Raw genomic sequence first — 14,922 nt, forward strand, 5'->3', positions numbered from 1 at the left:
CGATAGCGAATTGCCCCGGTCAGGATGCGCGCGCGAGCACCCTGTCGGCCACGAACGGATTGCTTTGCCGCTCATCCCCGAAGGTGGACAAGGGGCCGTGGCCGGGCACGAAGGTCACATCCTTCCCGAGCGGCCACAGCTTTTCCGTGATCGATTTGATGAGTGTCGGCCCGTCCCCGCGCGGAAAATCGGTCCGCCCGACCGAGCCCTTGAACAGCACGTCGCCCACGAAAGCGACCTTCGAGTTCGGCTCGAAAAAGACCACATGGCCCGGCGTGTGGCCGGGGCAATAAAGTGTGTCGAACATCACGTTGCCGAAGCCGACCTGTTCGCCGTCCTCCAGCCATTCGTCGGGTGCCACGGACCGCAGGCCCGGCAGGCCGTAATTGGCGGCATCTGTCTCGATCCGCTCCAGCCAGAAGGCATCTTCCTTCTGGGGGCCGATCACCGGCACGCCAAGCCGCTCGCGCAGGGCTGCCGCCCCTCCTGCATGATCCAGGTGCCCGTGGGTGAGCAGCAGCTTCACAATCTTCACGCCGCGCGCCTCAGCGGCCGCGATCAGCTTATCCGGTTCGCCACCCGGATCGACAAAGGCGCCTTCCATCGTCTCGTCGCACCAGACAAGGCTGCAATTCTGCTGGAAAGCGGTCACGGGGATGATCTGGGCCTTGAGCATGACGTCCTCTTGTTGGTTTCGCCTGAACCTTAGTGAGGGCCCGCGCGAGAGGCAAGCCCGGAGCCCACCGAAGATTTAAGGCTTGACCCGCCCCCCGCTGCAGATAGCTTGCGAGACCAACCCTGCCCGTATAATAGTTGCGAGTGAAACCATGTTACGCCTCCCGCTGGCCGCCCTGTTGATCCTTCTGACCGGCGGCTGCGCGATCGTTACCGCACCGGTCAAGGTGGCGACCGGGGCCATTGATGTTGTCGTCGACACGGTCGACTGAAAAACGCCACCCGAAACGCCCGAGTGATGGACCGCGAATGACCGACACCAATGCCCCGAAAACCAGCGTCGACCTGACCGGCGAAGGCATCCACTGGAAACAGAATCTGAGCTATGGCAGTTATCTCGATCTCGATAACCTGCTGGCCTGCCAGAACCCGGTCTCGGACGAGCATGACGAGATGCTGTTCATCGTCATTCATCAGGCATCCGAGCTGTGGCTGAAACTGTGCGTGCACGAAATCGGTGCCGCCATGAAGCTTCTGGAAGCGGGCGAAGACCTTGGTCCCGTTTTCAAGATGCTGGCGCGCGTTTCACGCATTCAGGCAAACCTGCAGCAGTCATGGGAAATCCTGTCGACGCTGACGCCTGCCGATTATGCCGCCTTCCGTGACAAGCTCGGTCATTCGTCGGGTTTCCAGTCCTTCCAGTACCGCGAGGTCGAATACCGGCTTGGCAACAAGAATGCCCAGATGGCCGAAGCGCACCGCGATGTGCCCGCGCGCTATGCCCGCCTGCAGGCGGTGCTGGATGCGCCAAGCTTCTATGACCTCTGCCTGCAACTCCTCGCGCGCCGTGGCTTCGATATTCCGGCGGAGGTGACAGACCGCGACTGGCGGCAGCCTTACAAGGCGAATGCCAAAGTCGAGGACGCCTGGCTTGCCATCTACCGCAACACCGCCGACCATTGGGACCTTTATGAACTTGCCGAAAAGCTGGTGGATCTTGAGCACCATTTCCATGCATGGCGCTTCGCCCATATGAAAACCGTGGAGCGGATCATCGGCTACAAGCCCGGCACCGGCGGCACCGGCGGGGTCAGCTATCTGCAGAAAGCGCTCGATCTGCGCTTCTTCCCCGAGCTTTGGACCGCGCGGACGCGGATGTGACGATGTGACCAAGGGAGACACCCCGTGATCTATGACATCAGCCAAACGCTTCGCCCGGGCATCCCGGTGTGGCCCGGCGATACCGACTATGAAATGACCGAAACCTGGGAAATGAGCGACAGTTGCCCGGTTAAGGTTTCAAGCCTCACGCTTTCCACCCACACCGGCAGCCATGCTGACGCGCCATGCCACTATACCCTCGACGGGCTTGATAGCGCCTCGACCCCGCTTGATGCCTATCTAGGCCCCGCGCAGGTGATCGACCTTTCCGCAAGCGTCGGTGCGCTTGTCACCAGCGACGACCTGAAGGGCAAGCTGGAGGACGGCGTTGGACGGGTGCTGTTGAAACTTTTCCCCGCCTTCCCGCATGAAGGATGGGACCCGGCGTTCCCTGCCATCCACCCGGAAACGATCGACTGGCTGGCAGCGCGCGGCGTGAAGCTGATCGGCACCGACGTGCCCTCGCTTGACCCGCAGGACTCGAAAACGCTCGATGCTCACCGCCGTGTGGCGGCGCACGGCCTTGCTATCCTCGAAGGGCTGGTGCTGGACGGCGTGCCCGAAGGCACTTACGAACTGATCGCCCTGCCCCTGAAGATCGAAGGTTCTGACGGCAGCCCCGTGCGCGCCATCCTGCGCAGCCTTTGAGGCCGTGATGGAGCCGCGCGCCTCACTTGCCGATATCAACTGGCCTGCCTTCGCGGCAGGTTTTGTGACTATCGGCGGGGCGTGCGTCTATATGATGCCCGACCCTGCCCGGCTGGCCGCGAGCCTCATCCTGCTCGGCAGTCTTCTTTATCTCGCGCTTTATGACATCCGTCATATGCGCCTGCCGAACGCTGTCACTTTTCCCCTCATTGCGCTTGGCCTTCTGCATGCCGGCCTTAACCAATATGACAGTCCGTTTGCGGACAGCCTGATTGGTGCTGTGGCCGGTTACGGCATTCTCTGGGGGATCAGTGCCGCATACCGGGCCCTGCGTGGCCGCGACGGACTGGGGCTTGGCGATGCCAAACTGGTGGCCGCCGCAGGTGCATGGCTTGGCTGGCAATCCCTGCCGTTTCTGCTGCTTTTTGCCGCTGCGGGCCAACTGCTCGCTCTTCTGGTAACGCCTTTGTTCGGAGGACGTTTCGACTCGTCTGCAGCCGTCCCTTTCGGGCCGGCGATTGCGCTATCATTTTGGGCTCTCTGGCTGCTCCAATAGCGCGTTTTTCGGGCCCAGTATGAACGTTTTGTGAATATTTGACCCCCCTTTCACCCCTGCAAAGAAACTGTAACAGGCGCTCTCTATAGCCGCTTTTCAGTGCTTGGCCCTGATCCGTTCGGGTGCTTGGCGCATGGATTTTTTCGATCCAACCCAACCAGAAGTCCTTTGCGGGGAAGAAACATGACCAGCATGAAATCACTGAAGTCGGTGCTATTGGCCGCGACTGCCGCCCTGGCAATCGCTGCTTGCGGCGACAGCTCGACCGAACTCGCCTCACCTGGCAACGAAGGCCCGAACCCGGGCACCGGCGGCGGTGGCGGCGATGGCGGCAACGGCGGTGGCGATGGCGGTGGCAGCACCGGCGATTGCCCGACCGGCACCACCGGCGTAACTGTCGGCACCCAGACCCATTGCCGTCTTTCCGGCACCATCACCAGTGACATCACGCTGACCGAGGGCAACCTTTACCAGCTGAGCGGCAAGGTCGTGATCGGCGTGGACGTTGGCGCTGAAGGCAATGCCGGCACCGGCGATCCGGCAACCCTCACCATCGAGCCGGGCGTCACCATCTACGGCGCCACCAAGACCGACCTTCTGGTCGTCTCGCGGGGTTCGAAGATCGAAGCTGAAGGCACCTCGGGCGACCCGATCGTTTTCACCTCGGGCCTCGACCTCGGCCTCGCTTCGGCACTTGGCATCACCAACACCCGCCCGAGCTACAGCGGCCCGGCACTTGAAGAGCCCTTCACCTCGGAGTGGGGCGGTCTCGTGATCAACGGCCGCGCCTCGATCAACACCTGTAACGGTTCGGGTGTCTGCGAAGCAGAAGGCGAAGGCGACAGCGGCCTCTATGGCGGCAATGACGACGCTGATTCGAGCGGCACGATGAAATATGTGCAGGTCAAATATGCCGGCAACCCGATCACGGCCGACGACGAACTGAACGGCATCGCCTTCCAGGGCGTCGGCACCGGTACCGAACTTGACTATATCCACGTCCACAACGGCGCGGACGATGCCGTCGAATTCTTCGGCGGCACCGCCAACATCAAGCACCTGATCCTCACCGGCGCCGACGACGACAGTCTCGACTGGACCCAGGGCTGGCGCGGCAAGGCTCAATACGTTCTCATCATGCAGAACCCGAACCAGCCGAACTCGGACCAGGGCATCGAAGCCGACAACTTCGGCGACGGCATGGACTTCACCCCGCGTGCGCGTCCGTTCCTGTCGAACATGACGATCATCGGCGCTGGCGACAAGAGCACCGGCGACATCGGCATCCTGCTCCGTGCTGGCACGGGTGCCCGCATCTGGAACACGGTTGTCACCAACTTCGGCGAAGAATGCCTCGATATCGACGACGATCCGACTTACGCCAACCGCGACAATGCCTCGACCGGCATCACCATCCAGTCGACCCTCCTTGCCTGCACCAGCGGCAATTTCGACAATGGCGCGGAAGACGGCGACCTTGAAAGCTGGTTCCTTGGCCAGGCTCGTAACCAGGTCGGCACCTCGTCGCTTTCGGGCTTCATCAACGGCACACAGGAAAACGCTGTCGTTGCAACGAACGTCCGCACCGTCGACACCTTCTTCGACAACGCCGGTTATGCCGGTGCCGTACGCTCGGCCTCCACGGCTGACAACTGGACCCTCGGCTGGTCCTATGGCATCAACGACGCTGCCAGCTGCCCGGATGGCACCACCGCCGAAGGCACCGACACCTGCGTCCTCGAAGGCACGCTAACCGAGAATGTCCGTCTGATCGGCGGCTTCGATTATGTTCTCCGCGGCAAGGTTGTTGTGGGTGAAGATATCGGTGGCGACGGCGCCAACCCGTCGGCCAGCGCTGCACGGGCGACCCTCACCGTTGACGCTGGCGTCACCGTGATGGGCGAAGACCTGCAGTCCTACCTCGTTGTCTCGCGCGGTTCGAAACTCGTCTCGAACGGCACGAAATCCTCGCCGGTGACTTTCACCTCGGCGAACGACGCCACCGCCAACCTCGACACCGACACCTCGCTCTGGGGCGGTATCGTGATCAACGGCCGTGCCCCGATCAACACCTGTAACGGCGCCGGCATCTGCGAAGCTGAAGGCGAAGGCGACAGCGGCCTCTATGGCGGTAACGTCTCCGACGACGACAGCGGCCAGATCCTCTACACCGTCGTGAAATACGCCGGTAACCCGATCACCTCTGACGACGAACTGAACGGCATTGCCTTCCAGGGCGTCGGCACGGGTACTGAGATCGATTACCTGCAAGTCCACAACGGCGCTGACGACGCGATCGAGTTCTTCGGTGGCACTGTCAATGCGAAGCACCTTGTGCTGACCGGCGCTGACGACGACAGCCTCGACTGGACCCAGGGCTGGACCGGCAAGGCCCAGTATGTGGTGGTCGTCCAGAACCCGAACCAGCCGAACTCGGACCAAGGCATCGAAGCCGATAACTTCGGCGACGGCATGGACTTCACCCCGCGTGCACGTCCCTTCCTGTCGAACGTCTCGCTCTACGGCGCCGGCGACAGCAGCATCGGTGACATCGGCATCCTGCTCCGCGCTGGTACCGGTGCCCGTATCTGGAATTCGGTTGCCGCCAACTTCGGCGAAGAGTGCCTCGATATCGACGACGATCCGACCTACGCCAACCGTGACAATGCCTCGACCGGCATCACCATCCAGTCGACCCTGCTGGCCTGCGTTGACAGCGGCAACTTCGACGATGGCGCGGAAGACGCAGACCTTGAAGCCTGGTTCCTCGGTCAGACCAACAATGTTGCAGCCGACACGGGTACCGTTCTCGTGGCTCCGGCCGGTGGTGGCAAGAACTTCATCACCAGCCAGTCCTCTGTGACCCCGACCAACGTGAACGCGGTCGACAGCTTCTTCGACAACACCGACTTCATCGGTGCCGTGAAGGACGATGCGAACGACTGGACCAAAGGCTGGACCGTCTGGCTCCACCAGTAAGGACCTCTGAACGGGTGGCGCTGCCGGCATGCGGAATTGTCCGCAATCCCCGGCAGCGCCATCGCCACACCTAATCGAACCTGAATGGTGCAAAAGATGAAATCATTCGACATGAGCCTAAAGGGAGCCTTGCTTGCTTCCACCGTGCTCGCCCTGCCCACTGCAGCGATTGCGCAGGAAACGCAGGACAGCGGTATCGAGGAAGTCGTCGTCCAGGGCCAGTATATCCCTGACGAAAAGCGGGCGACCTCGGAAATCTCCAACATCCTTGACGCAGAAGCCTTTGCCCGCACGGGTGACAGCGATGTGGCCGTGGCCCTGACCCGGGTGACCGGCCTCTCGGTTGTTGGCGGCAAATATGTCTATGTCCGCGGTCTCGGCGAACGCTACTCGCTCGCCCAGCTCGACGGCTCGACCCTCCCGCCGCTGTCGCCACTGCGCCGCGACGTGCCCCTGGACATTTTCCCGACCGCAATGGTCGGCTCTGTCCTCGTGCAGAAGACCTTCTCGCCTGAATATCCGCTCGACTTCGGCGGCGGTGTCGTCGACATGCGCACCAAAGCCGTGCCGGACGAGCAGATCCTCGAGATCGGCATCGGCACCAAGGTGAACACCGAAAGCACGTTCAAGAGCGGCCTCAGCTATGACGGCCCGAACTCGGAATTCTTCGGTTTCGGTGGCAAGATGCGCGATCTGCCGGCGGCTCTCGCTGCCAACCCGACGCTTGAAGGCATGACCGCCGAAGAGCGCAACGCAGCAGCCGAAGCCCTGCCGAACAAATGGTCGATCGATGCGGAGGACAACCTTCCTGCCGCCAAGGTCGACTTCACCTACGGTGACCGTTTCGAATCCGGTGATAATGCCTACGGCTTCCTCATCTCGGGCAACTATGAGAACGAGTGGGACAACGAGTTTGGCGAGCGCAACACCTACGCCACCTCGAACGCCGGCCTCGTACCCCGCGACGAAGTGAATGCTGAGGCCTGCGGCAAATATGAAAGCGGCGATGCCACCGATTGCGGCCGCCGCGTTACCAACCAGAATATCAGCCTCAATGGTATCCTCACCGTTGGTGCCGAGCTTGGTCCCGATCATGCCCTGAAGGCCACCTCGGTGATCCTCAGGAAATCCACGAAGCGCGCGTCCATCGAGAAGGGCTCGTTTGCTTCCGACCCGGGTTCGATCCGCACCAACAGCGAAACCTGGTGGGAAGAGCGTGAAGTCTGGTGGAACCAGGTATCGGGCGAGCATCATTTCTCGCACGATAGCGACACGTTCCAGGAAACCCAGGTCAATTGGCTCGCCAACTATACCCGCTCGACCCGTGACCTGCCGTTCTGGCGCGAATTCACCTACGATTTCGACGAGAACGAACAGGCCGATCTCCTGTCGCCGCGTACGGACGGCAACCGCACGTCCTACGGCGCCCTGAAGAGCGAAACCTGGTCGGGTGGCCTCGATATCCTCCAGCCCGTCACGCTCGGCGATACGCCGGTCGACTTCAAGCTCGGCGCCCACATGTCGGATCAGGACTATACGTCCTCAATGCTGCGTTATGGCTTCGTCTTCCCGGCCGGTGCCAATATCGAGCTTCGCAAGCTTGTTCCTGAAATCGTCTTCGGTCCGGTCAACCTTGATCCGGCGGGCATCACGCTCGCCGAATATACCGACCCGTCGGACGAATTCACCGGCAACCAGAAGATCACCTCGCTTTATGCAGGGATCGACGCCCAGCTTTCCGACGTGCTTCGGATCGCTGTCGGTGGCCGCTATGAAAAATCGGAACAGGATCTTCTGACCTTCATCCGCGTCACCGGCGAACCGGACCCCGTCAGCCGCTCGGAAGAGGATTTCCTCCCCGCCGCGACCCTGACCTGGGAATTTGCCGAGAATCTGCAGCTGCGCCTTGCCTACTCGCAAACGGTGAACCGCCCGACGCTCCGCGAGCTGTCGCGCGCCACCTTCGTCAACGAGCGCGGCGAGAACGTCCGCGGCAACCCCGATCTCCTGACGGCCGACATCGACAACTATGATGCCCGGATCGAATGGTACTTCGGTGCTGCCGACTTCGCGTCGGTCGGTGTCTTCTACAAGGACTTCACGAACCCCATCGAGGAAAGCTACACCATCCTCGGCGAGGGCCCGCTGAAGAGCTTGCAGAATGCCGCTGGTGCCAAGCTGAAGGGTGCGGAAGCCGAACTGCAGATCAACCTGCCGGTTCGCGAGGCTTTCGGCTGGGACTTCGTGGGTGACCGCGAATTCTTCTTCAACGGCAACATCTCCTACATCGATTCGGAAGTGGACCTGACCGGTCAGGACACCCAGGCAACGACGCTCGTACGTCCGCTGCAGGGCACGTCCAAGTGGCTCGGCAACGCTTCGATCGGCTGGGAGGAGTTCGAGGCCGGCGAGCGCGTCTCGCTCGTCCTCAACTATCAGGGCAAGCGAATCGACGGTACGGGTCTCTTCGGGGCACCGGACGTGTACGAGAACCCGCCGGTCCTCCTGAACTTCGTTTACAAGCGGAATGTCGATGTGTTCGGCGGCCCGCTCGAAGTCAGCTTCAAGGCAGAGAACCTGCTGAACGACGATTACCGCCGCACGCAAGGCGAGGGGATCTTCGAACAGTATGACCTCGGTCGTGCCTTCTCGCTCGGCTTCAAATATTCGTTCTGATCGAAACCGCGTCCAAGCACGATCGGATAACCTGGCCCCCCGGAGCAATCTTCGGGGGGCTTCTTTATGGGACGCCGCCAGCCCGACAAGGCTTTTGATGGCAAATTTGTTTCGAAAAAATGACATTTCCACCGGGACTGTCATGAATTTGAAACAGGGACCGGTCAGGTTGGCGCCGACATGAGACATACCAACCGGATCTATCATTCATGACAGACCAGACGGCAGCACCCGCAGCAGCCCTTCGGCAACCGGCCCCGACGAGCCGCCTCCGCCGGTTGGTGGAGCTTGGCGTTGTTGTCATGCTGGGCTTCGTGGCTGCCCATTTTGTCTGGCTGATGATTGTCCCGGCGAGTCGCCTGCCCGCCCCTGATGCCGGCCTGCAATCAACCGCAACCGCCACCCGGAAGCCCGCAGAAAAGCTCGACCTCGGCATCCTCACCCGGTTCGATCCCTTCAACCGCAGTCTCGCTGCCCCAGTGACCGAAAGCGCGGAAGCCGCCCCCGAGACGAGCCTCGATCTCAAGCTTTTCGGGGTTCGGCTTTCAGACGATCCCGCGCATTCCAGTGCCATTATCCAAACCGGCGGCAAGGACCAGAGCGTTTACCGCCCCGGCGACGAAATCCTCTCCGGCGTGCGACTCGACCGGGTTTATGACAACCGGGTCAGCCTCAGCCGCGCCGGCGTGATTGAAACCCTGTCACTGGATGACGGCAGCGGCCCGATCCTCGGTGGCAAGGCACCTTCCAAGGCTGCCCCCGCAGGCCCGACGACCGCCGCCAGCGACCTGAAATCGGTGCTCCGCCAGGTGCGGCTTGTGCCTCGCCGCGAGGGCCAGCGCATCACCGGCTGGCAGATCGATACCGATGGAAGCCCGGCAGGTGCAGCCGCCCTTAAATCCTATGGCCTCGAGCCCGGCGATGTCCTCGCCAGCCTGAACGGCGAAACGCTCGGCAGTGCCGAAGACCTCACGGATGCCCTGTCGGAGATCGACCGCACAGGCAGCATCCGCCTTGAAATCGAACGCGCCGGCAAGCGCATTCCCCTGACCCTCAGTTCAGAAAGCAATCCGGCATGATCACACGCCTTCACCGGTTCGCACGCCCTGCCCTTCTCGCTGCCCTGATGCTGGCGACCCCGCCCCTGATGGCGGCGGAAGACCATCTCCTGAATTTCAGGGATGCGGATGTGCGTGCCCTGATTGACGATATCGCCATGATCACGGGCCGGACCTTCATCGTGGACCCCCGCGTGAAGGGCAAGGTCACCGTCATCTCGCGCACCCCCGTTCCGCAGGCGGAAGTCTTTGACGTGTTCCTCTCGGCGCTCAAGGCCAACGGCTTCACCGCCGTTGCCACCGCAAACGGTGCCTGGAAGATCGTGCCCGAAGAAGGCGCAGCCTTCGATGCGCAGCCCGTTGGCAAAGGCACCGGCGACCAGATGGTCACCCAGATTTTCCGCCTCAGCCATATCGACACGATCAGTGCCCTCAATACCGTCAAGCCGGTGGTGAACCCGCAAGGCCGGGTGATCGGCCACCGCACGCAGAACTTCCTTGTGGTCGTTGACTATGCCGCGAACATGGACCGCGTGGCCAAGCTGATCGCCGGGATCGACGCAGACAGGAGCGTGGTGGAGCTCATCCCCCTGAAGCATTCGTCGGCGGCAGAAATCGTCAATATCCTTGCCACCCTGCGCGGTGGCGCGAATGGCGAGGCACCTGACAGCGCCTTTGCAGCCGTCCCTGTTACTTCGTCCAACAGCGTGATCCTCAAGGGCCCGGCCGAGGTCGTCTCCCGCATGAAGTCACTGGTCGGGGACCTCGATAACCGCAACGAGGCGCAGGGCGACCTCAAGGTGGTCTATCTGAGCCATGCGGACGGCGAGGCGCTGGTGCCGATCCTGTCAGAAGTCAGCCAGTCGCTGGCATCCGCACAAGGGGAAGCAACACCCGGCACGCGCCGCGCCACCATCAGCTTCCACAAGGCAACCAACGCGCTTGTCATCAACGCGAGCCCCGAGATGCAGCAGACGCTTGAAGGCGTCGTCCGCCAGCTCGATATCCCGCGCGCGCAGGTGCTGGTGGAAGCCATTATCGTGGAAATTTCGGATAACGCCGCCAAGGAACTGGGGCTGCAATATATCCTCGCGGGCGGTGAAGGATCGTGGATCCCCTTCACGGCGACCAACTATTCAAACACCGCCCCGAATGTGCTGGCTGCCACCGGGGCCCTCGTCCTCGACAAGAAATACGGCGACGACGAAGACGGTCCGTTCTCGGATGGCATCAAGGCGCTTGGCACCGCGGCGGTGGACAGCTTCCTTGGCATGAACGGTTTCGCGGGCGGCATCGCCGGCCAGACAAAAGACGGCACGCTTTTCGGGGTGATCCTCAATGCTGTCGCCTCGGACTCCGGTTCCAACATTCTCTCTACCCCGTCGGTGATGACGATGGACAATGCCGAAGCCTCGATCCTTGTTGGCCAGGAAATCCCGATCACCACGGGGGAAGCCCTCGGCAGCGCCAACACCAATCCCTTCCGCACGATCGACCGCAAGGAAGTGGGCGTGAAACTGGCCGTGACGCCCCAGATCAATGAAGGCGATGAAATCCGCCTCAACCTGGAACAGGAGGTTTCGAGTGTATCAGGCCCCGTCGCCGCCAATTCGACCGAGCTTGTCACCAACAAGCGCGAGATCAAGACGACCGTCTCTGTGCGCAATGGGGAAATTATCGTGCTCGGCGGCCTCATTGAGGAAAACGAGCGGGTCTCGGTCGAAAAAGTGCCGCTTCTTGGCGATATCCCTGTCCTTGGCCGCGCCTTCCGCAGCGAGGGCAAGCGCAAGCAGAAGACCAACCTGATGGTCTTCCTGCGCCCGACCATCGTGCGCAGCGCCAGCGACCTTGCGGCTGTCACGAACCGCAAATACGGCCTGATGCGGGACCAGCAGGTGAGCCGCAGCAAGACGGGCGAATCCTCGCTCGATGCCATGATGCAGGATGTGATCGGCAGCGGGGAACAGAACTGATGACCGACATGGCCGCCACAAGCCTCAGCTACGCCTTTGCGAAGGCGCACGGGCTGGTGCGCCTGCCGGACGACGATACCGGCGGCATGCGGCTTGGCATGCGCGGGCGGGCGGCGCCCACGGCCCTTCTCGAGGCCCGCCGGGTGCTCGGTCGCGCCTTTCGGGTGGAGCCACTCGACGACACCGCATTCGACCGCTGGCTTTCCGACCTTTACGGCGCCGACACCATGGCACGGGCCGCCCTTGCCGATGAAATCGGCAGCGAAGCGCCGGGCCTTGATGGCCTCATCGACGACCGGCCAGATGTCGCCGACCTGCTGGACAGCGAGGACGATGCGCCGCTCATACGCCTGATCAACAGCATGATCGCCGAGGCCGCCAAGCGCCATGCCTCTGACATCCATATCGAACCCTATGAAAGCCGCCTTTCAATCCGGTTCAGGATCGATGGTGTGCTTGCCGAAATCATGGAACTGCCGGCGCGGCTGACGCCAAGTTTCACCTCGCGTCTCAAGGTCATGGCGCGGCTCGATATCGCCGAGAAGCGTATCCCACAGGACGGGCGCATCTCGCTGACCCTCGGTGGTCGGGTGATCGATGTGCGTGTTTCCACCCTGCCTTCGCGGCACGGCGAACGGGTGGTGCTGCGTCTTCTCGATCGTTCCGCCGCCCGCTTCGATATCGAGGCGCTGGGTATGGAAGAAGAAACGCTCACTGCCTTCAAGGCAGCGCTTGCCGAACCGAACGGCATCCTTCTCGTCACCGGCCCCACGGGTTCGGGCAAGACAACCACACTTTATGCCGGGCTCTCGCTCCTCAATGACGCCAGCCGCAATATCCTGACGGTCGAAGACCCGGTCGAATATGCGCTTGAAGGCATCGGCCAGACACAGGTGAACGCCAAGGTCGGCATGACCTTCGCGGCCGGCCTGCGCGCCATCCTCCGGCAAGACCCGGATGTGGTGATGGTCGGCGAGATCCGTGACATGGAAACAGCAGAAATCGCGGTGCAGGCAAGTCTCACCGGTCACCTCGTCCTGTCCACCGTTCACACCAACAGTGCCGCCGGTGCCATCACCCGCCTGCGCGATATGGGGGTTGAGCCCTTCCTCTTGGCCACCAGCGTGAAGGCGATCCTCGCCCAGCGGCTGGTGCGGCGTCTGTGCGACCATTGCAAAGCCCCGTATGAGGCTGACAAAGCCGAACGCGCCGCCCTCGGCAAATCGAAGAAAAAGGACCTGACGCTTTACAAGGCCTGTGGCTGCAACGCCTGCAACAACACAGGCTATCAGGGTCGGATCGGGCTTTATGAACTGATCACGATGGATGACACGATCCAGAAGCTGATCCATGACGATGCCACCGAAGCCGAAATCGCCGCCCATGCCTTCAAGGGGCGGGATACCCTTTCGGAAGCGGGTGCCAAGCTGGTGCGCAAGGGCATGACCACCATCGAAGAAGTGATGCGCGTCGTGCGCGCACATGGGGATGCCTGATGCCTGCCTTCGATTTCGAAGCCCTGGATACAGACGGCCGCGTCAAGCGCGGGGTCCTTTCCGCCGATAGCGCGCGGGGGGCCGCGAAGGCGCTGAAGGACCGCGCCCTGCTGCCCGTCAAGATCGAACCCGCTGCCAAAACCGGCGGCGAGGGAAAAAGCTTCGGGCTACGCTCGGGCCGCCTGTCGCACCGGGATATCACGCTCGTCACCCGCCAGCTATCCACACTGATCGGCTCTGCCACCCCGGTTGAGGAAGCCCTGAAGACCGTGGCCGAGCAGGCGGAAAAGCCGCTCGTCAAGCGCGTGCTTCTGGATGCCCGCACGGGCGTGAGCGAAGGGCGCAAGCTTTCCGCCGCCCTTGCCGCGACGAACGCCGGGTTCGACCGGCTTTATGTGGCGCTCGTCGCGGCTGGCGAAGGCTCCGGGAGCCTCGGCCCCGTAATGGAACGCCTTGCCGATCATCTGGAGAAAGCGCAGGCGATGCGCGGCAAGGTGACGGCGGCCCTCGTTTATCCGATCTGCCTCGCCGTCACCGCCTTTCTGGTGGTCACGATGCTGATGAGCTTTGTAGTCCCGAAAGTAGTCGACCAGTTCAGCCATATGGGAGCAACGCTCCCTGCCCTCACGCGTATCATGATCGCGCTTTCCGCCTTCGTGCGCGAGGTCGGCCCGTTCCTGCTGGTGGCTGCCGTGATCGCCATTGCCGCCTTCGTGCGTGCCCTCAAGAACCCCGCCTTCCGGCTGAAGGTCGACGCTTTCCTCTTGCGCCTGCCGCTGGTTGGCAAGCTGATCCGCTCGCTTGCCGCTGCCCGCCTTGCCCGCACGCTTGCCACCCTTATTGCCTCCGGTGTGCCGGTGGTGGACGGCATGAAAGCGGCAGAAGCTGTTATCGGCAACGGTGTGATCCGGCAGGCGGTGGGCGCCATGCGCGACCGCATCACCAATGGCGCCAGCCTTTCGGCGGCGCTCAGGAGTGAAGCCGTGCTCCCCGCCATCGTCACCCATATGGCGGCGGCGGGAGAAAATTCGGGCGCGCTCCATACCCTGCTCGCCAAGGCGGCGGACTATCTGGAGGCTGAATTCGAGCGCTTCACCTCAACCGTCCTAGGGCTACTGGAGCCCGCCATCATCATTGTCATGGGCGGGATCGTCACGCTGATTGTGCTGTCGATCCTATTGCCCATCCTGCAGCTCAACACGCTCGCCTTCGGCTGAGCGACAAGGAACCGAAAGATGCTGAAAACGCTGCTGAAGAAACTGAAGAAACAGGCCGCACAGGACGAGGGTTTCACCCTTGTTGAAGTGATGGTGGTGATCGTCATCATCGGGCTTCTGGCCACGGTCGTCGTCATCAACGTGCTGCCAAGCCAGGACAAGGCAATGGTCGAAAAGGCCCGCGCCGATATCCTGATCCTCGAGCAGGCACTGGAGATGTACAAGCTTGATAACCTGACCTACCCGACCACGGATCAGGGGCTTGAGGCGCTTGTCAGCCCGCCTGCCGGCCTGACGCGCCCCGAACGTTACCGGCCCGGTGGCTATATCAAGCGCCTACCGGACGACCCTTGGGGCAACGCTTACCAGTATGCCACCCCCGGCGAACATGGCGCGATCGATATCTTCTCGCTCGGTGCGGACGGCCGCATGGGCGGAGCGGATCTTGCCGCCGACATCGGCAACTGGAAGGAATGACCCCTG

General features: G+C 62.2%; 11 protein-coding genes. 10 read left to right on the forward strand and 1 reads right to left on the reverse strand.

Translation table 11 applies throughout. From position 1 onward, the window contains the following. Positions 1-19: 19 nt before the first annotated feature. Positions 20-676, reverse strand: a complete 657-nt coding sequence (locus OU694_RS15855; protein ID WP_308911993.1) for an MBL fold metallo-hydrolase — start codon at positions 674-676, stop codon at positions 20-22. A gap of 308 nt (positions 677-984) precedes the next feature. Between OU694_RS15855 and OU694_RS15860 the strand changes: the two genes are divergently transcribed. From OU694_RS15860 to gspG, 10 genes are all read left to right on the forward strand, one after another. Then, positions 985-1,836: a tryptophan 2,3-dioxygenase gene (locus OU694_RS15860; protein ID WP_308911994.1), complete on the forward strand. Its 852-nt coding sequence runs from the start codon at positions 985-987 to the stop codon at positions 1,834-1,836. Positions 1,837-1,860: 24 nt separating this feature from the next. Then, positions 1,861-2,484, forward strand: a complete 624-nt coding sequence (gene kynB / locus OU694_RS15865; RefSeq protein ID WP_308911995.1) for an arylformamidase — start codon at positions 1,861-1,863, stop codon at positions 2,482-2,484. Positions 2,485-2,491: 7 nt separating this feature from the next. After that, complete coding sequence (locus OU694_RS15870) at positions 2,492-3,040, forward strand: prepilin peptidase (RefSeq protein ID WP_308911996.1); 549 nt, start codon at positions 2,492-2,494, stop codon at positions 3,038-3,040. 183 nt (positions 3,041-3,223) lie between these two features. Continuing rightward, on the forward strand, positions 3,224-6,019 hold the full coding sequence (locus tag OU694_RS15875; RefSeq protein WP_308911997.1) for a beta-helix domain-containing protein: 2,796 nt from the start codon (positions 3,224-3,226) through the stop codon (positions 6,017-6,019). 111 nt (positions 6,020-6,130) lie between these two features. Further along, positions 6,131-8,695, forward strand: a complete 2,565-nt coding sequence (locus OU694_RS15880) for a TonB-dependent receptor domain-containing protein (RefSeq protein ID WP_308911998.1) — start codon at positions 6,131-6,133, stop codon at positions 8,693-8,695. A 209-nt stretch (positions 8,696-8,904) separates the two neighbouring features. Further along, positions 8,905-9,774: a type II secretion system protein N gene (locus OU694_RS15885; protein WP_308911999.1), complete on the forward strand. Its 870-nt coding sequence runs from the start codon at positions 8,905-8,907 to the stop codon at positions 9,772-9,774. Beyond that, positions 9,771-11,726 (forward strand): type II secretion system secretin GspD, encoded by a 1,956-nt coding sequence (gene gspD / locus OU694_RS15890; RefSeq protein WP_308912000.1) that lies wholly within the window; start codon positions 9,771-9,773, stop codon positions 11,724-11,726. Before OU694_RS15885 ends, gspD begins: the two co-directional genes overlap by 4 nt. Continuing rightward, positions 11,726-13,222 (forward strand): type II secretion system ATPase GspE, encoded by a 1,497-nt coding sequence (gspE, locus tag OU694_RS15895; protein WP_308912001.1) that lies wholly within the window; start codon positions 11,726-11,728, stop codon positions 13,220-13,222. The genes gspD and gspE overlap by 1 nt, the downstream gene beginning before the upstream one ends. Then, positions 13,222-14,439 carry a type II secretion system inner membrane protein GspF gene (gspF, locus tag OU694_RS15900; protein WP_308912002.1) on the forward strand — a complete coding sequence of 406 codons (1,218 nt, stop codon included), beginning with the start codon at positions 13,222-13,224 and terminating at the stop codon, positions 14,437-14,439. Before gspE ends, gspF begins: the two co-directional genes overlap by 1 nt. A gap of 18 nt (positions 14,440-14,457) precedes the next feature. Continuing rightward, the gene (gene gspG / locus OU694_RS15905; RefSeq protein ID WP_308912003.1) at positions 14,458-14,916 is read left to right on the forward strand and encodes a type II secretion system major pseudopilin GspG; all 459 of its coding nucleotides are present in this window, start codon (positions 14,458-14,460) and stop codon (positions 14,914-14,916) included. The last annotated feature ends 6 nt before the right edge of the window (positions 14,917-14,922 follow it).

The sequence above is a fragment of the Pseudokordiimonas caeni genome (assembly GCF_026719705.1).
In the GTDB taxonomy this organism is placed as follows: Bacteria; Pseudomonadota; Alphaproteobacteria; order Sphingomonadales; family Kordiimonadaceae; genus Gimibacter; species Gimibacter caeni.